At 42.6% G+C, this 24953-nt stretch carries 20 protein-coding genes; 11 read left to right on the forward strand and 9 right to left on the reverse strand.

The features are described 5' to 3' along the window. Positions 1-25: 25 nt before the first annotated feature. Positions 26-1540, reverse strand: a complete 1515-nt coding sequence (locus MHH61_RS08145) for a PAS domain-containing methyl-accepting chemotaxis protein (RefSeq protein ID WP_087975962.1) — start codon at positions 1538-1540, stop codon at positions 26-28. A gap of 314 nt (positions 1541-1854) precedes the next feature. Here MHH61_RS08145 and MHH61_RS08150 point away from each other — a divergent pair, with 314 nt between their 5' ends. After that, positions 1855-3192, forward strand: coding sequence for an amino acid permease (locus tag MHH61_RS08150; RefSeq protein ID WP_041108467.1), 1338 nt, complete (start codon positions 1855-1857; stop codon positions 3190-3192). A gap of 31 nt (positions 3193-3223) precedes the next feature. Here the strand turns inward: MHH61_RS08150 and MHH61_RS08155 are convergent, their stop codons facing one another. The 6 genes from MHH61_RS08155 to MHH61_RS08180 all read right to left on the reverse strand — a co-directional run bounded on the left by MHH61_RS08155 (position 3224) and on the right by MHH61_RS08180 (position 9993). Continuing rightward, the gene (locus tag MHH61_RS08155; RefSeq protein WP_241218579.1) at positions 3224-4165 is read right to left on the reverse strand and encodes a hypothetical protein; all 942 of its coding nucleotides are present in this window, start codon (positions 4163-4165) and stop codon (positions 3224-3226) included. Positions 4166-4422: 257 nt separating this feature from the next. After that, positions 4423-5751, reverse strand: coding sequence for a GntP family permease (locus MHH61_RS08160; protein WP_125586930.1), 1329 nt, complete (start codon positions 5749-5751; stop codon positions 4423-4425). A 24-nt stretch (positions 5752-5775) separates the two neighbouring features. After that, on the reverse strand, positions 5776-7320 hold the full coding sequence (gene gntK / locus MHH61_RS08165) for a gluconokinase (RefSeq protein WP_125586932.1): 1545 nt from the start codon (positions 7318-7320) through the stop codon (positions 5776-5778). A gap of 185 nt (positions 7321-7505) precedes the next feature. Then, complete coding sequence (locus tag MHH61_RS08170; RefSeq protein WP_024423955.1) at positions 7506-8363, reverse strand: MurR/RpiR family transcriptional regulator; 858 nt, start codon at positions 8361-8363, stop codon at positions 7506-7508. Between the two features lie 93 nt (positions 8364-8456). Next, positions 8457-9392 (reverse strand): nucleoside hydrolase, encoded by a 936-nt coding sequence (locus MHH61_RS08175; RefSeq protein ID WP_125586934.1) that lies wholly within the window; start codon positions 9390-9392, stop codon positions 8457-8459. Positions 9393-9486: 94 nt separating this feature from the next. Beyond that, positions 9487-9993, reverse strand: coding sequence for a DUF1433 domain-containing protein (locus tag MHH61_RS08180; RefSeq protein ID WP_125586936.1), 507 nt, complete (start codon positions 9991-9993; stop codon positions 9487-9489). 134 nt (positions 9994-10127) lie between these two features. On the opposite strand from MHH61_RS08180, the gene MHH61_RS08185 reads away from it, so the two are divergent. From MHH61_RS08185 to MHH61_RS08195, 3 genes are all read left to right on the forward strand, one after another. Then, entirely contained in the window at positions 10128-11612 is a 1485-nt protein-coding gene (locus tag MHH61_RS08185; protein WP_125586938.1) for a DUF2974 domain-containing protein, read from the forward strand. Between the two features lie 12 nt (positions 11613-11624). Continuing rightward, on the forward strand, positions 11625-12035 hold the full coding sequence (locus tag MHH61_RS08190; RefSeq protein WP_025093748.1) for a hypothetical protein: 411 nt from the start codon (positions 11625-11627) through the stop codon (positions 12033-12035). A gap of 82 nt (positions 12036-12117) precedes the next feature. Then, positions 12118-13794: a hypothetical protein gene (locus tag MHH61_RS08195; protein ID WP_024423958.1), complete on the forward strand. Its 1677-nt coding sequence runs from the start codon at positions 12118-12120 to the stop codon at positions 13792-13794. 15 nt (positions 13795-13809) lie between these two features. Here MHH61_RS08195 and MHH61_RS08200 read toward each other — a convergent pair whose 3' ends face one another. After that, positions 13810-14709, reverse strand: a complete 900-nt coding sequence (locus tag MHH61_RS08200) for a LysR family transcriptional regulator (protein ID WP_024427566.1) — start codon at positions 14707-14709, stop codon at positions 13810-13812. Positions 14710-14881: 172 nt separating this feature from the next. Between MHH61_RS08200 and MHH61_RS08205 the strand changes: the two genes are divergently transcribed. From MHH61_RS08205 to MHH61_RS08235, 7 genes are all read left to right on the forward strand, one after another. Continuing rightward, positions 14882-15877 carry a LacI family DNA-binding transcriptional regulator gene (locus tag MHH61_RS08205; protein ID WP_125586940.1) on the forward strand — a complete coding sequence of 332 codons (996 nt, stop codon included), beginning with the start codon at positions 14882-14884 and terminating at the stop codon, positions 15875-15877. A gap of 172 nt (positions 15878-16049) precedes the next feature. Continuing rightward, positions 16050-17315, forward strand: a complete 1266-nt coding sequence (locus MHH61_RS08210) for an extracellular solute-binding protein (protein WP_125586942.1) — start codon at positions 16050-16052, stop codon at positions 17313-17315. Between the two features lie 167 nt (positions 17316-17482). Beyond that, positions 17483-18700: a carbohydrate ABC transporter permease gene (locus MHH61_RS08215; protein ID WP_283241896.1), complete on the forward strand. Its 1218-nt coding sequence runs from the start codon at positions 17483-17485 to the stop codon at positions 18698-18700. A gap of 1 nt (position 18701) precedes the next feature. Then, positions 18702-19544 carry a sugar ABC transporter permease gene (locus tag MHH61_RS08220; protein ID WP_024423962.1) on the forward strand — a complete coding sequence of 281 codons (843 nt, stop codon included), beginning with the start codon at positions 18702-18704 and terminating at the stop codon, positions 19542-19544. Between the two features lie 11 nt (positions 19545-19555). Then, positions 19556-20764 carry a glycosyl hydrolase 53 family protein gene (locus MHH61_RS08225; RefSeq protein ID WP_125586944.1) on the forward strand — a complete coding sequence of 403 codons (1209 nt, stop codon included), beginning with the start codon at positions 19556-19558 and terminating at the stop codon, positions 20762-20764. 23 nt (positions 20765-20787) lie between these two features. Continuing rightward, entirely contained in the window at positions 20788-22857 is a 2070-nt protein-coding gene (locus tag MHH61_RS08230) for a beta-galactosidase (protein ID WP_125586946.1), read from the forward strand. A 278-nt stretch (positions 22858-23135) separates the two neighbouring features. Further along, positions 23136-24464, forward strand: coding sequence for a CitMHS family transporter (locus MHH61_RS08235; protein WP_024427570.1), 1329 nt, complete (start codon positions 23136-23138; stop codon positions 24462-24464). Between the two features lie 41 nt (positions 24465-24505). Here MHH61_RS08235 and MHH61_RS08240 read toward each other — a convergent pair whose 3' ends face one another. Beyond that, entirely contained in the window at positions 24506-24934 is a 429-nt protein-coding gene (locus MHH61_RS08240; RefSeq protein WP_041087470.1) for a DUF4064 domain-containing protein, read from the reverse strand. Positions 24935-24953: the final 19 nt, after the last annotated feature.

Consider the following 24953-nt stretch of genomic DNA (forward strand, 5'->3'; position numbering starts at 1 on the left):
TCTATGAGAGGGCGGTTTTTGACGATTAAATACTCTTTGAATACGCCACAAGACGCTGAGACATGTGATTCACTTCATCGACTGAAGCATTCACCTGCTCTGTTAAAGCAGCCTGAGTTTGCGTGAGAGCTGTCATATTCGAGATATTTTCAAGAATTTCATCAATTTGTGTTTTCATTTCCGTTAAACTAGATTCGATATTTTCCGTTGCATTGGCACTATGTAGCGCCAGCTTCCGTACTTCATCTGCAACAACAGAGAATCCGCGGCCCTGTTCACCAGCTCTAGCTGCTTCAATTGCAGCATTTAGACCAAGCAGGTTCGTTTGGTTCGCCACTTCTTTGATTAAGTCAGAAATATTTTTCGTCTCATCAGCACTATTTTTTGCTAGGTTTGCGGCAGACGTTGACTGCTCTTGAGCAACAGCAAGCTCCTGTGCTTGATTGGTCACAGAGCTAATGCCTGATACCATCTCACTAATAGAACTTGAAAGCTGTTCTACTTGTGAAGCCATTTCATTCGCTGTTTTCTCTTTGTTTTTTTCTAACGTGATATCACGAATGGTTCCTGCCACACGAAGAGGCACACCTTTTTCATCACGAATGGTTTCACCACCGGCATGATACCAGCGGTACTCCCCATTTTTGCGCTGCAATCTGTAATCAATATCAAACGGTGTACGTCCAGAGTGATCATTTAAATGATCTGCAAAAGCTTGGAGAGCCATTTCTTGATCCTCAGGATGCAGACGATCGCTCCAGCTGCTCAGTACATTCGGGAAATCTTTTTCGTCTGTAAAGCCAAGCGTTTTTCTGAACTGCGGAGACCACCAGAATTCGTTATTTGGATTGACTGGATCGCCTGCCTCTACCACCATGTCCCAAGGAGCTTCGACAAGCGCACGGTTGATTAAGTCATATCTTGTGACAAATGCTTGCAGCTCTTCTTCTTTCAATTTCTGATCATGAATATCAAAAAGAGCTCCCGCCACACGAAGAGGGACACCATTTCGATCACGAACGGTCGTTCCAGTTGCTTTGAACCAGCGATAATCTCCGTTTTTTAACTTTAAGCGATATTCGATATCATACGGCGTACGCCCAGAATGATCCAATAAATGCGAAGAAAATGCATCTAATGTATATTCTTGTTCATCCGGATGTATTCGAGATGCCCAGCTGTCTAATAGATTGGGAAAATCATGCTCATTTTGAAAGCCGAGCATTTTGCGGAATTCATCCGTCCATGTGAATTCATTTTTTGGATTGACTGGATCTCCAGCGATGACGACCATATCCCATAAGCCAACTTGAATGGCTTTTGTCACTAATTCCACCCGCATTTGAATATTTTCATGTGCTTCCTGCATCTTTTGCAAAGCTTCATTGATTTGTGCCACTGCTTCAATCGTTTGGCTAGAAGAAAATGCAGCAGTATCTAATCTTGCTGAAAGGTCTCCTTTTTCGATTCTTTCTATTAATTGGCTGCTTTCACTCAGAAGGATTCCAGCCGATGAATCATTTGCTTTTCTCTTAAACATCTTTCATAACTCCTTTCAACTCTAACATTCTTGAAATATTTTACAGTTATAAACAATTCTTTATTAGGACTTTAGTAATACAAATGATATATCGACAAAAACTGAAAATTGTTTATGTCATAAATAAGGCAAATGTTCATTTATTTGAAGTTTCGTTTTTAGAATATGGATGAAATAAGGTAATTATGGATATAAATATATGTTTTGATAGAATCAACCTCTATTTTTGTCTGAAAAATCTCTTTTTTTATATTGACACTGACGTCTTGAAAAAAGAAAATGGAACATAAGCATTTTTAAAAAAGGAGAACGTCATGAGCGCGAATCAGGAGCAACAAGAATTAAAAAAGCTTTTATCACCGCGTCACATTCGCATGATTGCGATGGGCGGGGTCATTGGTACAGGAATCTTTAAAGGAAGTGCCGATACAATTGGTTTAGCAGGCCCTGGGGTCATTTTTTCCTATGTATTTGCCGGATTGCTGCTCCTCATTGTGATGGCAGCATTAGCCGAAATGGCCATTGTGTATCCGGGTAATAATCTTCGCGACCTTATACAAATTGCGCTTGGTCAACGTTTTTCATTTGTCGTCGGCTGGGTTTACTGTTTTATGTGGCTCACTGTATGTGTCATTGAGATTATTGCAGCTGGCAGTCTGCTTCAATACTGGCTGCCGAACGTGCCGCTATGGTCTCTATGTTTGCTTTGCTCACTGTTAGTCATCGGAATTAACTTAAATAATGTAAAATACTTTGGTGAAATTGAGTTTTGGTTCGCTGGAATGAAGATTTTCGTTATTATTGTCTTTATTATTCTCGGTGCAGCATTATTATTTGGGATCATTCCAAACGAACAAAGCACACCAGCGCTTACCAACTATCAAAACTTCGTCCCGAATGGATGGGGTGCGATCTTTGCATCACTTTTAGTGGTTATTTTCTCTTATGGAGGCTCTGAATTGATTGGGCTGACCATTACTGAAACAAAGGATGCGGAGAAGGTTCTGCCTGGAGTAGTCAAAAGTATGATGTGGCGGATTATCTTATTTTACACATTGCCGATTTTGATCATCTGCGGCCTTATTCCTTGGAATCAAATTGACCCAAATAACAGTCCTTTTGTCCAAGTCTTTTCTGCTGCTGGTATGCAAGGCGCCTCTCACTTCATTAATTTCGTCTTGATTACAGCCGTTCTCTCTGCGGCGAATTCCGGAATTTATGGAACGACGAGGATGATTCATTCTCTGGCTAAATCAGATGGCGGTCCGAAAAAACTGGCACAGGTCAACAAAAGAGGCGTACCCATTTTAAGTTTATGGGTTACCGTTCTATTTCTTCTCATCGGAACATTTTTTGCTTACTTATATCCAGACCAAATTTTCAGCTACATGCTGGCTATTCCTGGTTTTGCTGTTTCACTCATTTGGATCAGCATTTGTATGGCACATCTGAAACTGCGTCCAAAGTATCCACAGGAGCCATATTTCAAGGTGTGGCTGTTTCCGTATCTAACTTTATTTGCAGGTCTTGTACTCAGTTTGAGCTTTGTTTTGTTCCTATTCAGACAAGAAAACCTGCCTAGCTCCATTATCAGCATTGGTTTCTTAGTCGCTGCCATCATCGCTTCATTCTTAATGAAAAAGAAGGCTTAAACGCCAAAACCCGCCGAATTGGCGGGTTTTTTTATGAGCTGCTATCTTCTGTTACCTCAAAATCAATCGACGCTTTTGGAATGCCGTTGATGATAATCGTTAAAGTATGGGTTCCCTCATAGTGCTTTCTCGTCGTCATATTTTGAAAGGACTGTGATCTGATAAATTCTCTATGTAACGCTGAACTTGTTTCAAACTCTGTGATTTTAAATACCTTTTGATTGCGGGTACCCCGAGCTTTGACATAGTCTATGGCATACTCTATACGCAGCTTTAGTGGCTTAGCGGCCTGAAGTGTAAATTGAAAGGTCATTTTCTCTCCAATACGAATAGGGTCTTGCACTACCTTCAAATCTGTTACTTGAACAGATGGATCATCCCCATAGCCAAACAAAGCCATGATATCAGGATCACCCTTTTTTAGTAAGGTACGAGATGCATGTTTGATAATCCAGTTCGTATGTTCATTCGTTCCATACCAGCTTTTAGCTGTCTTCTTCATCAGATCAGGCTGAATCGCTGAAATGTCATTTAAGTGGTTCGCTACACTTTTTTGCACATAGCGCGCTGGGTCCGACTTCAAGTTTTCTAAAATAGGCAGCGTAACCGAAGGATCCTTTTTAAGTGCAGGAACAGTTAATCCCCATGGCAAACGTGGTCTGCATCCTTCACTAGCCAGCCGCCGAATATGCTCATTTTGATTCTGTGACCATACAAGCATTTGTGCCAGCATTTTGTCTTGATCCTGAATCAGAAAAGGCCGAACGGCAAATTCAGAAGTGGAAAAAGGCGTAAAGAATTCGAGCGCCTTGATCGAGATATCCCAATGTGCTAGGCCATATGTTTCGACGTAGTCTGGAAATACAAGCGCACTAAGTCCTGAAAAATGCGGGGCTGTCTGACGCAGCACCTCAATGGCTTGCTCATAATCCTTAGGCAGACAGGCATGCATCGATTCAGTGACTCTTCTCATTCTGCCTTTTAACTCAAGCTGCTGCCAATCCTTTTGAAACACAAGCCGCTGGAATTCTCCAGCATCAAACCCAGTCGACGCTTGTGCAAGTTTCTCCGCTAATTCTTCAATAAATAATTCATGATAAACATGTTTTAATGGTTCGATCGTGTCCGCCTCCCGCTTCTCAATATCTTTATTTTACCCCAATCTGAAAGAGGTGGTATTGCCAAAAGCAAAAACAGCCCAATTCCGAAGAATCAGGCTGTTGCGTTTCACTAAATAAACATATTAATGATCATAATAAATGCAATGGCACAAACGGAAATGATCGTCTCCATAGCCGTCCATGTCAAAAACGTTTCTTTAATGGTCATCCCAAAATACTCTTTGATCAGCCAAAAACCTGAGTCATTGACGTGAGACAAAATCAATGAACCCGCCCCTGTAGCTAACACTAGAAGCTCTCTGCTCACATCCGGCATAGATGCAGCAATCGGTGCGACAATACCAGCTGCGGTCATCATGGAGACCGTAGCAGATCCTGTTGCCACACGAATAACCGCAGCAATCAGCCAGCTAAGCAAAATCGGCGAGATCGGCGAGTGTTTTGCTAAATCTGCAATATAATCACCAACACCCGAATCGATGAGCACATTATTGAAAGCCCCGCCTGCTCCAATGACAAGCAGAATAGAAGCAATCGGTCCTAAGCACTCATTACTAAAGGAAAGCACCCGGTCACGGCTCATCCCTTGCACAAAGCCAAGACTGAAGAAAGAATACACCGTTGCAATCAGCAGTGCTGTAATTGGATCTCCAACGTACTTAAATACCTGATACCAAATATTGTCCTCTGGTAAAATAATATCCGCCAGTGTGGCAAGAAGCATTAGAATCACTGGCACCAAAATCGTAAACATCGTATTTGCAAAGCCGGGAAGTTTTCGATCTTCATTGCGTTCAGTAAATTGCTTTCTCAGCAGCTCTGGAACTGGTTTATGAATCCGCTTTCCAATCCACTTTCCATACAGCGGTCCAGCAATAATAGCTGTCGGCAAACCGACAATAATGGAAAAGAAAATGGTTTTCCCCACGTTGGCATGATAGATGCCGACAGCTGCCATGGCAGCTGGATGAGGCGGCACAAGACCGTGAACGACAGACAAGCCAGCAATGAGCGAAATCCCAATTGTCACGAGCGAGATGCCCGTTTCAATCGCAATCGTAAACAATAAAGGAATGAGAAGAACGAATCCGACCTGGAAAAAGACAGGTATTCCTACAATAAAGGCAACAAACATCATCGCCCAATGCACATTTTTTGTCCCAAACCGGCCGATTAATGTGTGAGCGATCCGCTCAGCTCCACCTGATTCAGCCATCATTTTCCCAAGCATGGTTCCAAGCGCTAGAACGATGGCCAGCAATGATAACGTATTGCCTAACCCCGTTTTGATGGATTGAATGATTTCCTGCAGGTCCATCCCTGTGGCAAAGCCGACTAACATAGAGGTAATAATTAAACTCACAAACGGATTCAACTTAGCAACTGTTATGAGGATGAGTAAAAGGACAATTGCGGCAATCACGATGAATAAAAGCATGCTCTCCCACCTTTTCCCTGATGTTTAATGATTTTGTTTTAATTGAAGCGCACTAATGACATCAAATTCATCCTTGAGTTTGTCATAGAGACGCTCATATAAGTAAAACAGTTCTATGTATGTTTCATTGTTCTCCATATTTGGTTCATGACGGGCAGAGATTCGAATCCAATCTTGAACCTCTTCTATCTCTTCCATATAACCTAAACTATGAAGTGCGAGCACAGCCGCCCCAAGTGCTGATGCTTCGTAGCTTTCTGGGACAAGTACTTCCCTGCCCATCGTATCCGCTAAAATTTGCCGCCACAGCGGAGATCGCGCAAATCCGCCCGACGCCCTGACATCCTTTGCTGAACCGGTTAAATCCCTTAAGGCAACACCGATTGAGAACACACTCATAATGACGCCTTCTAACACAGCTCTTATAAAATGCTCCCGCTTATGCTGAAGACCGATCCCAAAAAAAGTGCCTCTCGCATTTGGATTCCAATATGGTGCACGCTCACCTGTTAAAAATGGCAGAAACAGCAGTCCCTCTGAGCCGGCTGGAACTTTTTTCGCAATATCAATCATCAGGTCGTAAGGGTCCACTCCAAGACGCTTTGCTACCTCTACCTCCGAGGATCCGAATTCATCCTTCAGCCATCTCAGCATGATCCCGCCATTATTCGTCGGTCCTCCAACCACCCAATGCTTATCAGTCAACGCATAGCAGAACGTTCTTGACTGTTCATCTGTTATTGGTTTGTCCACGACCGTACGGACTGCACCGCTTGTCCCAATCGTGACAGCCACCTCACCTTTTCCAATCGCTCCCACACCTAAGTTCGCTAGAACCCCATCATTCGCACCAACAACAAATGGTGTATCTTCCGCAATGCCCATTCGCAGGGCGATCTCTGGCTGAAGCCCTCTCAGCTGATACGTCGTGGGAACAAGTTCAGACAATTGATCAGCCTCAATTCCAGCAATACGCAGCGCCTGCTCATCCCATTGAAGCGTTTCCAAACGGAACAGTCCCGTTGCTGAAGCGATTGAATAATCGACGACATACTGACCGAAGAAATGATAAAGAATATATTCTTTGATAGAAATGAATTTCGCTGCCTTCTTGAAGACATCAGGTGCCATTTCCTTGATCCACCGTATTTTTGAAAGCGGTGACATTGGATGGATCGGTGTACCGGTTCTTTTATACACTTGGAAGCCGTCCATTTCTGAAGTGATTCGCTTCGCTTGTTCTGCACTTCTGTTATCTGCCCAAATGATACTGTTCGTTAACGCCTTGCCATGCTTATCCATCACAATCAAGGAATGCATCGCTGTACTAATCCCGACGCCTATGAGATGTTTTGCATCAAATGCTGCTTTCGTCAATGCACCTCTTACACTTGCAATGACGGCTTCTAATATATGTTCAGGGTCCTGTTCAACCCATGCTGGCTGGGGCTGAATGAGATCATAAGGAACCGAATGCTTTGCTATCACTTTCCCCTGTGGTCCAAACAGAACCGCCTTTGTACTTGTTGTTCCAATATCCAAACCAATTACCGCCTGGTTTCCCTTCATCTGTATCACGCCCAATCATTGATTTGAAATCATATTTTATTGTTTTGATATACCTGTTAAATCCCATTATAGGAATAATTTTTTCGACATTCAACGACTAAAAAGAAAATTATTTTCACTTAAAAGCTCAAAATCGTTACCACAACGGCATTTTTCACTAATAGAAAAATTTATTTTTGAAACCATTACACCCTTTTTTGTGAAATGGTTTCTCTCATTTGTTTTAAATTTGTTAAAGTTTCCTGCTGTCTTAAGTGAGCAAGTGCAAAGTATAGTACGTCAATGACAGTGAGCTGAGCAAGTCTTGCAGACATCGCTTCTGTTCGAAAAGCCGTTTCTTGCGTCGAAGTATACAATGTGACATCGGCAAGCTGGCTCAATGGAGAGCGCTGATAACTTGTAATACCGATGGTTTTCGCTCCTTTTTCCTTTGCTGTTTTCATTGCATCGAGTAAATCTTTATTACGGCCAGAATGAGATATACCAATCACTGTACTGTGCTGGTCGAGAAGACCGGCAGACATCGCTTGAAAATGGGAATCGGTGTGAACAATACAGTTGATGCCTGTCCTCATAAATTTATGAAAAGCGTCTGTTGCAATGAGGCCAGACCCGCCACTCCCATAAAACTCTAAGCGCTTTGCTTCATGAATGATTTGTATGGCTTTTTCTACATCCTCTGGATTCAGTAATTGAAAGCTATCCTTTAATGCAGATATATTCGCCTGAAAAACCTTTTGCATAAAAACGGCCGTATCATCATCAAGACTCATTTCTTCATCTACATAATCAGGCTTTGTTTGATCTATTTCCTGGGCAATTGCAATCTTCAAATCTTGAAAGCCCTCAAATCCAAGCCTTTTACAAAGACGAAAAATCGTTGCCTCTGAACTCGCTGTTTTTTTGGCAAGCTCGACAATTGATAAATGAATAATGTCGCCAGGTTCACTCGTAATATGTTCTGCAATTCCTTTCAGCTTTGGCGGCAATCCTCTGCTTGCTGCGCGTATTTTTTCAATACTACTTAAACTGACAGAAGCCAATTGACTTCACTCCTTCCTTATTCATGTGAACGCATACATTTCCTCATGTTCCCATCTTATAAAAAAGAAGCCTGCTTGCACAGACTTCTTTTTTTATGAATTCATCGTTTTGATCAATAAATCGAAAAAAGCTTCATCATCTACATCCATACACACTTGGACATTACGCTCTTTCTCCCACTGATGCTGAAAATCACAGATCATTTGACCGTCACAAAACTCACTCTTCGTCTCCACTTCTACATGAAAAGCCTGTGTGCTTACAAGCTCCTTGTTAATGGCAAGACTTACAGCAAGCGGATCATGCATGGCACACGCCCACACACCATTGCGCTCAAAATAGCGCTGTCGGTAAATGCTTGTACTCTCTCTGATATAAGCTGCCAACGTTTCATTTTGAATGGCATCGATTCTCTCATCCGTTAACAAGACCTGTCTGGTGACATCTAACCCCACTTGAGTCAATGAAGGGAATTCAGCATCCAGCACCAATTTCGCTGCTTCTGGGTCTGCATATGTATTGAATTCCGCAACTGGTGAGACGTTCCCCTGCCCCTTCACGACACCACCCATAAAAATGACCTCTTTCACATGATGAATCAGCTCAGGGCATTTTTTTACCGCAAGGGCTAAATTCGTTAAAGGCCCTGTCAACACAAGCGTGACCTGATTCGAATACTGCAGCACTTGTTCAATGATAAAATCAGGCGCAAAACCAGCATCTGCTGTTTTCTTTGGCCGGGCATCCTTTAAAGCCCCGCCTATTCCATCCTCTCCGTGTACCCGATGTTCATAGTGAGGCGTTCTTAAAAGAGGAGTTGCTGAACCTTTGATGACAGGAATGTTATCTGCCTCAACCAGCTCAAGCACTTTACACGTATTCAATGTAGCCGCATCGACAGACACATTCCCGCATACCGTCGTAATCCCCAAAATATCAAACTGCTTACTTTTCACTGCCAGCAAAATCCCAATCGCATCATCGATTCCAGTATCTACATCTAAGATCAATTTCTTTGTATTTGCCATGGGTGAAATCTCCCCCTTAAAAGTGTTGTTAGGTGAATGATAGCATATGCCTGTTTCAACTATTTGGGGTTAATCGGAAATTACTTGTTTGTTATTACTCTTTTTCTCCAATGTCTTTAAGATATTGTTCGCGTTCTTTTTTGGGGAGGCTTTTTAGGAAATTCTCTTTTAATTCCGGTTCATCTTTATATTTTTCCCAATCCCTGAATCGAATTGATAACTCGTATGAATAACTCATTGAACTAATTTCTTTAGTTCTATACTTTAAAGATGCAGAAAAATTGAACTTCTCAGGTTCATCGTTAACGTATCCTTTAACAATAATATAGCCCATAGGACTAATGGTAACTCCCTTTTTAAAAGTTATATCTTTTATAAATTGATGGATGTCCATTTCATGAAGATCTTTTTCTATTTTCGGTTTCATTTTTTCGGCTAGTTCTTCTGCCTTTTGTTGATCACTTTTCTCTTTTTCTTGCACAGTATTCTTTCCTCCTGAATCGCTAGTTTTATTTTGCTTATCATGTTGGATTAAAAGCACTGCCAACGATATGATTATTATTACAATTAGAGAAAATAAAACCTTTAATGTATTTTTCATTAGCAACTATATCCACCTTTTAAAAATTTAAAATATATTTTTAAACTTTATACTCTTTCAATCCCAGATCATAATAGATATTTAATAAACTATATAATATAATTATTATGATAAATATTACAGGAGTGACAGTTTTGTCTAAAAAGATATCAAGAATTATGCTTAGCGACGAAGACTACAATAAAATTTCGGACGAATCCTATAAAATAGAAAATTATAGTGATTCAAACATGATAAAAATAAGTAATGGTAACAACATGTACGTCATTGATTATAAAGAGACGGAAAAAGGGCTCAATGCCTTAACTCTTGTTTCTGAAGAGGATTTCACTCGATCTAATGGAGGCAAAGACCTCACCAAAATCAAAAACGCCGTCATCGCATACCGTGGTTCTGAACCGATTGGTGCAGGCCAATATAAAGATACCATTAAAAAACATGGAAAAAAAGAGTCAGATGATCTTCTTTCTACCATTTTGACGAAGCTGCCTCCTTTTAGTAGATCGAAGGGTTCACAGGAAGTGACGACTAAGTTGACAACAGGCACGACCGCCTATACAAATGAAATTGTTCAAGATTGGATGGTTTCGGATACAAAGTATCTGATTAAAAATATTCCATTTGAGCATGGTGCAGAGAATCAAATGGTTCAAGCGGATCGATATGCGAAAGAAATACATAAGAAAATGCCGAATGCGAAAATGTATGTGACAGGTCATTCACTCGGCGGGTCAAATGCTTCCTATGTTCTTGTCAAAAACGACTTTATTCAAGGCGGGGTCACATTTGAGAATCCAAATATTTATCCAAATCTATCGGATGGTCTACAGTCTAAAGCATTAAAAGGCGATTACCGCAGTAGATTAACAGAATATATCAATCTCAATGACGGGCTTTCTCTTTTAAATCGCCATACGACAGAAATCGGTCGAGTGAAAGTGATGTATGATGCCGCTCTCCCCGAAGGTGTCGATTACTCCGAGGACTCCTCAAAAGCCGTCCAATTCATGAAAGACCTCCTCAATCGGGCAATGAGTGTGAATCCTTCACTGGATGCGAATTTATTCCTTGAAGCAATCGCTGGCAGCCATGGCTTAGATCGTTATACCTTTTCGGCAGACGGCTCCGTTCAAACCATTGATGATATGTTGAGAAAAAACCCTTCACTTACCACGGCCATGTTACATCAGTTGAGCCAATCAAATGTTGATCCTCATAGTGTGGTGGCGATTTTAATTAAATCCCACGTTCTCATGAACACAGGGCGTAAATTCTCGACATATGCCGATCATCATATGCAGCAAATCATTCGTAAAATTGAGAAACTCGATGTCAAAGTGGATCAATCTGTGGAACGGGTACGCTCAAGGTATAAACAAATTGTTGGCTTTGGTTCATATGATCAGCTGACGGCTTCAGATGTGGATACTGTGATTCGCCACTTAAAAACAGAGAGTCTTGAGAATGAGTTCTATTCGGTCAAAAAGTATGATACAGCGATTGATAACGCTATGAATTTAAAAAGATGGCTGGACTCAATATCAGATGATATGAGCGAGCTAGGAAAACAATACCACGATGCAGATACAGCCCTGGCGAAGAACATGGGTATTTCTTAAGGAGAACGACAAATGGAATTTTCAAAGAAACAACCAACAGATGCAGATCGTTTTTTGCAAAGAATGACAGATACGCATACATCAAGCTCCATCTTCTCAAAAGCAAACTTTGACACGGAAGACATGACACCAGCAGAGCTGGCAGCTTTGAAAGCAAAGATCAAAGAAGAACAGAAAACAGCACTTATCAGAGCTATCCGGCATCAGCTTCAAAATGAATTTGCAGAAGATCGCCAAGAAGCGGAAAAAATTTTAGATCTAATTGACGACCTTCTGGTCAAAGTGTATAAACAGCAACAGCGCATCCATACACACATGTCAGGTGAAGCCATAGACGCCTTAATAGAAAAAATTGAACAAAGACTCAAATTTTACGAACTGAAAGAAGATGTTCAATCTGCCATCAACTCGATTGGCATTTAGATGAGCCTTCCATCCGATGAATCTTTTCCCCGCCTCACTCGTATATACTAAAAGAGTGATTGATTTGAAAGGAGATCTGTTTGTGGGATATATTTTGTTATTTTCGGTTGTGATCGGTCTTGTCTTGACCCTTTTGCTCACACCGCTCAGGTTGATCGTTAGAAAGAAAGGAACAGAACAGCAGGTGCCGCTCATGTGGATTGCAGGCCTTGCTTTGCTGTTCATGATCGGTATTTTTGTTTTCTATTACATTACCAATTTAGACCGTAACCCTTCATCTCTATGGCTGATTGGACTTGTTGTGACAGCAGCAGGCGCCTTTTTGTCAGTTGGATTGGAGCGTAAAATCAAAGGCGTGCTGTTTCTTATTCTATTGCTGCTCGGTGTTTACATGGCGACAGCTTTTCTATTCAATGCGAATGAGAAATTCGATGTCTCCAAAATGGAGCAAAAAGTAGAAATCAAAGCATTTGATGAAAAAGAAACACCTGCGAGTGTGCCGCCTCAATTTGCCCGGAACAAAATGAAGAAATCGTTCGGACAGGTGCCAAACACAAGCTACTATGAGCTTGGCAGCTTGCAAATTCAGAAGGTCAACGGTGAGTATGTATACATCGCTCCAGTGGAGTTCTCGGACTTCTTTAAATGGATTCGTGCAGGCAGCACGCCGGGTTACTTTACATTAAGTGCGACCGACTCCTCTGCTAATCCAAAGTTCGTGAAGACGGAGATGGTCTATACGCCTTCCTCCTATTTCAACAAAGAAATTGAGCGGCATATCCGTCTCCAGTACCCAGATTTGATTTTCTACGGCGGTACACAGCTGGAAATCAATGATGACGGCAAGCCTTATTACATTCAAACGTATGGCGATTTCATCTCTGCCCGAAACGGCTTTAAAGCTTCCGGTGTGGTCGTTGTTGATGCCAAAACAGGTGCGACGAAGAAATATGCTCTAGATCAAGTACCTGCCTTTATCGACGGTGCTGTTTCACCAGAGGCGGTCAGTCTGCAAAACAGCTATTTCGGAAACTATATTCACGGGTTCTGGAACAGTATGTTTGGAAAGTCAGATGTCAAGCTGCCTTCCGATGAAGGAACGGAAGCCAATGTGAGCCCTGTATTTGATTCAAAAGGAGATATGTATTACTTCACAGATTTCACAAGTCCGAAAGAGGGCGTTGATTCCATGCTCGGATATGCCCTGACCAATGCCCGGACAGGAAAAGCGACTTATTATACTGGAAATCTTGAAGAATCCTACATGGATTCTCAGGGCGCTCTGCAAATTATTGAGAAACGATTCATCGAGAAGAAATGGAAAGGCCGCATGCCAATTCTCTATAATTTCTATGGGGAAGCCAGCTGGCTCACACCGGTTCTCGATTCAAATGGATTCCTGCAAAACTACTTTATCGTTTCTGCAGCCAATCCAGAAATCGCTGCGTATGCTTCTACACCAAACGAAGCACTGAGAGCCTATAAGACAGCTCTTCAAAAAGGCGGCGGTACCGTTAATAGTTCCTCTAAGCAGGAAAAGAAAGAAGCAGCAGGGAAGGTCAAACGAGTCTACAAAGAAAAGACTGGTGATTATACAACCGTCACCTTCCTGCTAGACGATGGAAAAAGCTACACCATGTCATCTGAAAAAGAACCTCTCGTCATTTATTTAAAAGAAGGCGATCAGGTCACGATGAAATATACAGATACAGGTGAGATTTTCCTTCCAGTCGATGAAATCAAAATTAAAGGGTTATAAAAAAAGACGTTTCTCCTACTGAGGAGAAGCGTCCTTTTTCTCTTTCCTTAACAATTCAACGAGCAATTCCTTATTTTTATTTCCCCCGGTCATCGGTGACTCGACATAGGAGAACTTTCGTTTGAAATCCATGCCTCTCACAGAAATAACAGCCAATTCACCGCCAATGCTGCCTCGCTGGAGGACATATTTAGATAAAACAGAAAGACCCATTCCATGGATCACCGCTTCTTTAATCGCTTGATTGCTGCTAAAAGTCACAAAGGTTCGTGCTTTCAGTCCATTTGATTTCAGGACATGCTGTAAATATTCTCCTGTCCCTGATCCCTCTTCTCTCGTGATCCATGTTTCGTTCTGTAATTGATCAATGGTGACATCTTTTCTCTTGGCAAAAGGATGATCTAATGGCGCCACAATATAAAGTTCGTCCTCTAGAAAAGTTTCTACAGAAAGCTCTTTGTCATTGGTCTGTCCCTCGATCAAACCGATGTCGACATGGAATAAACGGACATGTCTGGCGATAGCCTCTGTATTATCAATGACCACCTCAATATCAACATGCGGATAGAGCTGATGAAACTCCGCTAATATTTGCGGCAGCACATACTCACCAATGGTGAAGCTCGCCCCGATGGTCAGCTTTCCTCTTGCCAGGTGGTGATGCTCATAAATGTCCTGCTTCGCCTGTTCATAGAGACGAATGATTTGTTTTGATCGATGGTACAGCATATCCCCAGTTGGTGTAACGGTTAATTGCTTTGGCGAACGATTCAGCAGAACGGTCTGGAATTCCTGCTCCAAGTTCTTAATATGAAGACTGACACTTGGCTGAGAAATCCGCAGCTTTTGGGCTGCTTTTGTAAAGTTCTTCTCCTCCACCACTGTCACAAATGTCTTCAGTGCATCGTAATACATCGGTCCCTCTCCTATCAGAAATCTTAATCCAACACCTTACCTATATATATCTTACTAATTCCTTTCCAGCACGTAAAGAACCGCCTAAACGAAAACAATTTAATAAAAATATTTACTAATTTTTTTAAAGACTCTATACTAAGAGGAGATATTTTCTATAGGAGGTGCTGATTTGGCAGCTAAAATAAAGGACATTGCAGAAAAAGCAGGCTTATCCATTGCAACGGTATCTCGCGTACTGAATCAAGATCCCAACCTATCTGTCACCGATCAAACACGCGAAAAAGTATATGCCGCCGCAGAAGCTTTGTCCTACCAAAAGAAGACATTCAAACATTCATTAAAAAAAATCGCCTTTCTCTATTGGATGACCGAAAAGGAAGAGCTTGAAGATATTTATTTTAAATCCATTCGACTCGGCATTGAGGAACTCACCAATACTCGGAGCTTAAATGTCACCGCTTACAATCCGTCTGATGGGCTACATTCCATTGATTCTGCTACAGAAGGAATCATCGCCATCGGCCGCTTTAAAACGTCAGAGCTTGACCAATTATATGCGATCACTCCGCACATTGTCTTTATTGATACGACGCCAGATGAAGACCGTTTTGATTCTGTAAAGCCGAACCTGAAACGAATTGTTGAAAAGATCATCGATTCTTTTATCGAAAAAGAGCACCAATCCATTGGATTCATTGGCGGCACAGACCTTGATCTGAATACGAATGTGCACATTCCAGATATTCGTGAAACGACTTTCCGTGAATACATGCTGGCCCGCCAAATGCTTGATAAGCGATTGGTCTATATCGGCCACCATTTCTCAGTAGATGAAGGCTATTCGCTGATGATGAAGGCGATCGACGAGCTTGGTGATGATTTGCCCACCGCTTTTTGTGTCGCTAGTGACCCTCTTGCCATCGGCTGCTTACAAGCATTAAATGAGCGAGGATTTTCTCTGCCGAACCGCGTCAGCGTCTTTAGTATCAACGATATTCATGTGTCTCAATATGTATCGCCGCCGCTCACCACGTATCACATCCATACGTCATTACTTTGTGAGACGGCGATCGATTTACTTTTAGAAAGACTTGTGGACGGCAGAACACTACCTAAAACTGTTCTGATTGCCTCAGAGCCTGTCTTTCGAAAAAGCACCATATAATCAACTGGAAGTCCCTCCTAATGTGGAGGGCTTCTTTTCTCTCTATACGAGTAAAAAATTTTACTTAATAAATTTAATAAAATATGTTTACTTTTTTTACTTAAGTTGATATTCTCACATTAAGAAAGCGTTTTCTTATCATCCGTGAAAAAAGAACGAGAGGGGATTACCAATGAAAAAGGGAAAATGGGCGACATTATCAGCAGTCGTTGGTACTGCTGTGCTTCTGCTTTCAGCATGCGGGCCAGGAGATGACAATTCAAGCGGGACACAGCCAGCATCTACAGGTACAAAGACCTTGCTAGTATGGGAGGATGTCAAAAAATCTGATGGGATTCAAGACGCTGTAAAAGAATTCGAAAAACAAAACGATGTGAAAATCAAAGTGGTCGAAAAAGCGTATGCCGACCAAATCGAAGCTCTCCGTCTTGATGGAGCAGCCGGGACAGGCCCAGACGTCATCACGATGCCTCACGATCAAATTGGATCAGCTGTCACTGAGGGGCTGTTACAGGAAATCAAGCCTGATCAAAAAGTGATCAATTCCTTTACAGACGAATCCATTCAATCACAAACGGTAGACGGCAAGCTGTATGGCCTTCCTAAATCCGTTGAAACGACAGTACTTTTCTATAACAAAGACCTTGTCAAAAAGGCACCAACTACACTTGATGGCTGGTATGACCTTTCGAAAAAGCTGACAAAAGACGGGAAATACGGTTTTGTAGCGAAATGGGATGAAATTTACTATGCACAAAGTGTGTTAGGCGGATCAGGAGGCTATATTTTCAAACAGAAAAGCGATGGCTCCTATGATGTGAACAATATTGGCCTGAACAACGATGGCGCTGTTGAAGGCGGAAAATACATTCAAACATTCTTTAGCGAAGGACTTTTCCCGAAAGGCATCATTGGTGAACAAGGAATCAATGTCCTCAACTCCTTATTCACAGAGAAAAAGGCCGCTGCTGTCATTTCTGGTCCATGGTCATTTGGTCCATATAAAGAAGCTGGAATTGACTATGGCGTAACAGAGCTGCCAATACTCCCTAACGGAAAGCATATGAGCTCATTCTTAGGTGTAAAGAGCTACAACGTCTCCTCTTATTCTAAAAATAAAGACCTTGCTGAGAAATTTGTTGAATTTATCACGAATGAAAAAAATTCGAAGAAGCGATTCGAAGTAACAGAGGAAATTCCACCAGTGAAAAAGCTGATGAAGGATCCAATCATCACAGGAAACGCAAATGCGGATGCTGTTTCAAAACAAACGAAATATGCCACGCTGACACCGAATACCCCTGAAATGGCAGAAGTGTGGAAGCCGATTGACAGCGCGTTAGGTCTCATTGCAACAGGCCGGACAGATGTGAAAAAGGCATTTGATGATGCGGTCAATCAAATCGACTCTCAAATTAAAGCAAATCACTCTAAGTAATCATCAAACACGGGTAGCCTTTAAGTCTATCAAGCTGCCCGTATTTGATCTAATTTCATATGAAGTAGGTGTTAGACGTGACGGGTAACCTTGAACTAGACCGCACACACATAGTGGAATCAAAGACACACCGGAGACGGGCGCTAATGTTCTCCTTAATACCCGGGATGGGGCAAATGTACAACAAACAGTACGGCAAAGGGGCACTTTTTTTCCTGTTTGGCGTCTCTTTTTTCATCGTATTTTATGATTTATTCAATATTGGCTTTTGGGGGCTGTTCACACTTGGTACGATGCTGCCTCGTGACAACTCTGTTTTTCTTTTAGCAAAAGGGATTATTGCGCTGTTAACAGCTGGTTTTGGTATCGGCTTTTACGTACTCATGATGCGTGATGCTTTTATGAACGGAAAGAAACGTGATCAAGGGATTCCGCTTCATTCCATCCGAGCTCAATATCATCAGCTGATCGACCAAGGCTTTCCTTACTTAATGAGCACTCCTGCTTTCTTTTTACTTCTATTCTCTGTTGTCTTTCCTATTATGTTCAGCTTTGCGCTTGCCTTTACGAACTACGATTTATACCACTCGCCTCCTGCCAATCTGATCGATTGGGTAGGGATCAAGAACTTCCAAAATATCTTTTCAATTGATATTTGGAGAGACACTTTCATTGATGTACTTGGCTGGACCGTCGTATGGACGCTGGCTGCTTCGACCCTTCAATGTGCTGTCGGCATCTTTCTAGCGGTTCTGCTCAATCAGAAGGATTTAAAAGGAAAACGTTTTTTTAGAACCATTTTGATTCTCCCTTGGGCTGTTCCGGGTTTTGTGACCATTTTGGTGTTTGCTGGACTGTTCAACGATACATTTGGGGCCATTAACAACACACTTTTTGCATCGATTGGAATTGATCCAAAACCATGGCTGACAGATCCATTTTGGAGCAAAATTGCACTCATTGCGATGCAGACTTGGCTTGGATTTCCTTTTGTTTTCATTATGACAACCGGTGTTTTGCAAGCAATTCCAGAGGATCTATACGAAGCTGCGACCATTGATGGGGCAAACTTCTTTCAGAAATTCCGGTCCATCACGTTACCGCTTGTCCTTTATTCCATTGCGCCTATATTAATCACGCAATATACGTTTAACTTTAACAACTTTAATATCATCTACTTATTTAATGGCGGAGGACCGCCTGTCGCTGGCTCAACTGCTGGGGGAACGGACATCTTGGTTTCTTGGATTTACAAACTCACGATGCAGTCTTCTCAATATGCACTCGCTGCCGCTGTCACGATCTTACTTTCAATCTTTGTCATCGCCATTGCACTCTGGCAGTTTAAGAGAACGAATTCATTCAAAGAGGAGGACATGATGTGATATGGGATCAAAACAAAACAAGCTCATTCGCCTGAGCATCACTTATTTTATCCTTTTCATTGCCTCCATTTGTATTCTATATCCACTGCTTTGGACGATCGGTGCTTCCTTTAACCCTGGGAACAGCCTCATGAGTACAAGCATGTTTCCGAAGAATCCAACGTTCAGCCACTTCACCGAGCTGTTCTTCGGTCAGGGGGCACTTTATGCAAAATGGTATTGGAACTCAATGAAGATCAGTATTGCCACAATGGTTTTAACGCTCGTTCTTGTCAGTTTTACAGGCTATGCCTTTTCCAGATTCCGCTTCAAAGGACGGAAAAATGGGCTGATGCTCTTTTTGCTGCTGCAAATGATTCCTCAATTTTCAGCGCTGATAGCGATTTTTGTTCTTGCTCAAATGCTTGGACTCATTAACAGCCACCTTGCCCTGATTTTGATTTATGCAGGTGGACAAATTCCGATGAATACGTATTTAATGAAAGGCTATCTTGATGCGATTCCAAAGGATCTCGATGAATCAGCCAGAATGGACGGCGCAGGGCATTTCCGGATTTTCATCCAAATTATTATGCCGCTCGCTAAGCCCATCTTAGCTGTTGTCGCAATCAACTCATTTACAGGTCCGCTGGGTGATTTCATCATTTCCAGTGTCATTGTCCGCTCACCCGAAATGTATACGCTCCCAATCGGTCTGTACAATCTTGTGTCAGACAAAATGGGTGCAAGCTACACGACCTTTGCAGCCGGGGCTTTACTCATTGCGATTCCAGTCGCTTTATTGTTCCTTGTTTTACAAAAACAATTTGTGTCCGGTCTCACACAAGGCGGGACAAAAGGATAAGGGGAGATTTGATGAAGAAATGGTTGCTTGTCACTGTTGTCGTTTTCTTTCTGATGGGATTAGGTATTCTGCCTGAAGCAAGGGCCGATACGATTTCTGTGAAACCGATCAATGGACTGCAAGGTGATTTCATCAAGGGAGCCGATATCTCGATGCTTGCAGAAGTGGAGAAAAGCGGCGGCAAATACTACAACCAGAACGGACAGCAGGTTGATCCGCTTAAGCTATTAAAGGATAAAGGTGTCAACTATGTGCGTATCAGACTGTGGAACCATCCATATGACAATCAAGGCCGTGCCTATAACGGCGGCACAAATGATCTCAATACAGCCATCGCTTTATCGAAACGTGCAAAAGCACAAAACATGAAAGTGCTGCTTGATTTTCACTACAGTGATTTCTGGACTGACCCCGGTAAACAATTCAAACCGAAAGCGTGGGCATCCCTCTCACAAAGCGATTTAGAAAAAGCGGTCGGCACTTACACAGGTGATGTGCTCAAAGCGATGAGAGCGCAAAATGCCTTGCCGAATATGGTTCAGGTCGGGAATGAGTTGAACTCAGGTATACTGTGGCCAAACGGAAAAAGCTGGGGTGAAGGCGGTGGTGAATTTGACCGGCTCGCTGCTCTGCTAAAAGCTGGCACAAATGCCGTCCGCTCTGTCGATTCAAACATCAAAATCATGCTTCACCTTGCACATGGCGGAGACAATGGTGCATCCCGCTGGTGGTTTGATGAAATCACAAAACGAGGCGTCTCCTTCGATACGATCGGTTTATCTTATTACCCGTATTGGGACGGCGGCTTTAGCGGTCTTACGTCCAATATGAATGATATCAGTGCCCGCTATAATAAAGACGTGATCGTGGTAGAAACTGCTTACGGCTTTACGACAGCAAACGGTGACAACCTAGATAACTCATTTAACCAAGACTCTGTCAATACAGCCGGTTATCCAGCCTCACCTCAAGGCCAGGCATCTTTTATACGAGATCTATCCGAAAAAATTTCACAAGTAAACAACAACCGCGGGAAGGGGTTCTTTTATTGGGAGCCGCTTTGGATTCCAGCGAAAGGTGCTCCGTGGTCTAGTCAATACGGGCTCGCTTATATCCAAACAACCGGGACTGTCGGAAATGCGTGGGAAAATCAAGCGATGTTTGATTTCAACGGAAAAGCACTGCCTTCTCTTGATGTATTTAAACAAATGACACCGTAACTAAAAGGATAGGACGTGACAAAATGGGAAAGCGTTACCCACTCGTTCACCCAAATGTGAAAGGTTTTTTGCATGGTGGCGATTACAATCCAGATCAATGGCTGCATATGCCCGAGATCATAGACGAAGATTTTCGATTAATGAAGCTTGCACACTGTCAAACATTCTCCATCAACATTTTCGCATGGAGTAAGCTAGAGCCAGCAGAGGGTCAGTATGACTTTGCATGGCTGGATGACATCATGGACCGCTTGGCAGCACAGGGGGCACACGCCATTCTCGCAACGCCAAGCGGAGCAAGACCTGCTTGGCTGTCACAAACATATCCAGAAGTATTGCGCGTCGAAGCGAATCGTCAGCGTAACTTACATGGACTGCGCCATAATCATTGCTTCACCTCTCCGGTTTATCGAGAAAAAACGAATACACTCAACCGGCTGCTTGCGGAACGCTACAAGGATCATCCAGCACTGATCATGTGGCACATTTCGAATGAGTACGGCGGCGAGTGTCATTGCGACCTGTGCCAGGAAGCATTTCGAGACTATTTGAAGGACAAATACAACCACGATCTTGAGGCTTTGAATCAAGCATGGTGGACGGGATTTTGGAGCCACACGTATAGTGATTGGTCACAAATCGAGTCACCCGCACCACACGGGGAGCACATGATTCACGGCATGAACCTGGATTGGAAGCGCTTTGTCACAGCACAAACGATCAATTTTTATCAAAATGAAATTAAGCCGCTGCGGGAATTGACGCCTCATATCCCAGTAACCACGAACTTTATGGGCGACTATCCGCATATGCGTCCATTTCTTGGGCTGGATTATCATCAATTTGCAAAAGAGGTCGATGTGATCTCATGGGATAGCTATCCTGCTTGGCACAGCGGCAGAGAAACAACGGCCGAATTAGCATCGAACGTTGCCTTTGTACATGATTTGTATCGTTCCTTAAAGGACGGACAGCCGTTTCTCGTCATGGAGAGTACGCCGAGCCTTGTAAACTGGCATGAAGTGAACAAGGTCAAACATAAAGGCATGGCACACCTTTCTGCCATGCAGGCAATTGCCCACGGATCAGACTCCGTGCTTTATTTCCAGTGGCGGCAAGGCCGAGGCGCCTCTGAGAAATTCCACGGTGCCGTTGTCGATCATTCTGGTCATGAACATACGCGCGTGTTTCAAGAGGTAGCTGATCTAGGGAAACAACTGGAGCAGCTGCACCCAATTGCGGGCACATCCGTTCAGCCAGAGGTCGCCATCATTTATGATTGGGAAAATCACTGGGCCATTGATGATGCGCAAGGCTTAAATAATACAAACAAACGCTATGTAGAGGCTTGTCAAACTCACTATCGAAGCTTTTGGAAAAAAGGTATCTCTGTTGACATAGTCGGGATGGAAAAGGATTTCTCATCCTATCGTGTGCTCATTGGGCCAATGCTCTACATGATCAAACCAGGCGTTGCAGAAAAAATTGAAGCCTTTGTCAAAGAGGGGGGCATTTTTATCGCGACTTACTGGAGCGGCATAGTCGACGAAAATGATCTCTGTTTCCTCGGCGGTTTCCCTGGTCCTCTCCGCCATGTACTTGGCATTTGGGCAGAGGAAATCAACACATTGATGCCTGATGAACATGTGTTAATGACCACAGGGAATGGACGCACCTATCATGTCGGACAATATTGCGAATCTATACATCCTGAAACGGCCTCTGTGTTAGGGCATTTTGAGAATGGCTGCTACGAAGGACAGCCAGCCCTGACTGTCCGTTCATTAGAAAAAGGGAAAGCATACTATATGGCCTCAGAAAATGAGCAGTCTTTTTATGATGAGTTTTACGAAGACCTTATCGCAGGTATTGGCATACAGCCCGTCCTATCCACTGCAATTCCAGAAGGAGTCAGTGTACAAAAACGAACAGACGGGTCGCAGGACTATGTGTTTTTGATGAATTTTACAGAAGAGCAGCAGAACATGTCACTAGATTCAGAGGCAAGCTATGAGAATATGCTGACTGGACAGCAAGTGCCTGAGCAGCTTCAACTTAATCCTTACGAGTATGTCATCTTGAAAAATCGTTGAAAGAAGCGTCCATTTATTGGGCGCTTTTTAATTTAATAAGTCTAAATACCCATATTAATTATTGTGAACTTTAATCGTTATTTTTATCTAAATTTTTTTACAATATTTGATGCCGCGCCACGACTGGTCCATCCATCCTTTTTTACCATTTTATATGTATGAAAGCGGTTGCTTAATACTCATAAATTTGATACCCTTTTTTTCAATGCACCTGTGGGAATGCATTGGATGAAAAGTATAGACAAATGTAAACGTTTTATTTGTAGGGGGAGGGGCTTATGTTAACGTTTGTTGGATTGATGATTATTTTAACGATTGTTGTGCTGCTGATTTGGGGGAAAGCAAGTCCAATTGTCGCCATGGTCATGGTGCCTTTAATAGGGGCGCTCATTGCGGGATTTGGGATCAATGACATTCAAACCTTCTTTGAGGAAGGGATTATCAAAGTATTGCCGGTGGCGACCATGTTTATCTTCGCCATTTTATTTTTTGGTATTTTGCAAGATACAGGGTTCTTTGAACCTGTAATTAAGACTTTAATCAAGCTGACAAAAGGAAATGTTGTCACAGTTGCAATGGGAACTGCTTTGATTGGGGTTATCGCACACTTAGACGGAGCAGGGGCTACGACCTTTTTATTAACTGTACCTGCACTGCTTCCGCTTTATAAAAAATTACATATGAGTCCTTATTTACTGCTGTTATTAATCGGGACGAGTGCTGGATTAACCAATATGATTCCATGGGCTGGACCGACTGGACGGGCAGCAAGTGTCCTGAATATGGACCCCTCTGAACTCTGGGTGCCGCTCATTCCAATTCAGCTCATTGGCGTTGTACTCGTGTTAGGAATGGCATTCATTTTAGGAAAGAGAGAAGAAAAGCGAATTCGGGTGAAAATTGCTGCAAATGAAATAGCTGCGGTTCAACTAGAAGGTGCAGATTGGGATCGTGCCATTCAGTCTATTAGTGAAACGGGAGACGCCTCTTTAAAGCGTTATCATCTCATTTGGGTGAACCTTGTTCTGTTTTTGTGTGTTGTGGTGCTTCTCGTGTTGAACGTGATGCCTGCTAGTTTTATGTTTATGATTGGCCTGTCTCTCGCACTATTAATTAACTTTCCGAATGTGAATCTGCAAATGGAAAGGATCAAGGCACACGCACCTAGTGCGCTGATGATGGCGGCTGTGATTTTTTCCGCAGGGTCATTTTTAGGAATTCTTGAAGGCACAGGGATGCTGAAAGCCATTGCTGTTGACAGTATTCACATTTTACCAGCCTTCTTGCTGCCATTTTTACATATCATTGTTGGGATGCTTGGAGTGCCGCTTGATATGCTGACAAGTACAGACGCCTATTATTACGCTCTTCTGCCAATTGTTGAATCCATTACATCTGAAGTTGGCGTACCAGGCACTTCTGCGGCATATGCCATGATGATTGGGAACATCATTGGAACCTTTGTCAGCCCGCTTGCTCCCGCTGTTTGGCTCGCTGTAGGTCTTGCAGGGGTTGATATGGGGAAACACATCCGCTACTCCTTCTTTTGGATGTGGGGATTCAGTATTATCCTTCTGTTCGTGGCGATGCTGATTGGCATCATTTAAAAAGAAAGACATGCGCGGATATGCGCATGTCTTTTCTTTTATTATGAAGGATATTCACTTGTGTGAATGTCTGTATTCGGCTTTCTAATAAGAGACATTAATCCAATGATAAACAATAGAACCATTGGAGCGAATGCAAGGCCAACTGTTCCAATTAAAAGAGTCACAGCAGAAACCAAGAAAAGAATACCTGAAAGCACGGCACGACGGTCGGTTTTCAAGAAAATCACACCTACAATCGACAGCACAGCCGCAATTGCGGAAACGACCATGAACTGAGTACCAAACGCATGAACCGAAGCCTGAAGCGTTTCAATCGGCAATGTTTCCCCTTCCTCTTTTAACACTTCATTGATTTCATCATAAAATGATGGACCCACAGAAAGGATTAATGCCCCAAACCCGACACCAATGGCATTGAGGACAATACTAATAATCCCCATAATTTTTTCACCTTTACGTTTAATCATGTGTAAACCTCCTAAAAAG

It is taken from the genome of Bacillus sp. FSL K6-3154 (genome assembly GCF_040869395.1).
Lineage (GTDB): Bacteria > Bacillota > Bacilli > Bacillales > Bacillaceae > Bacillus > Bacillus safensis.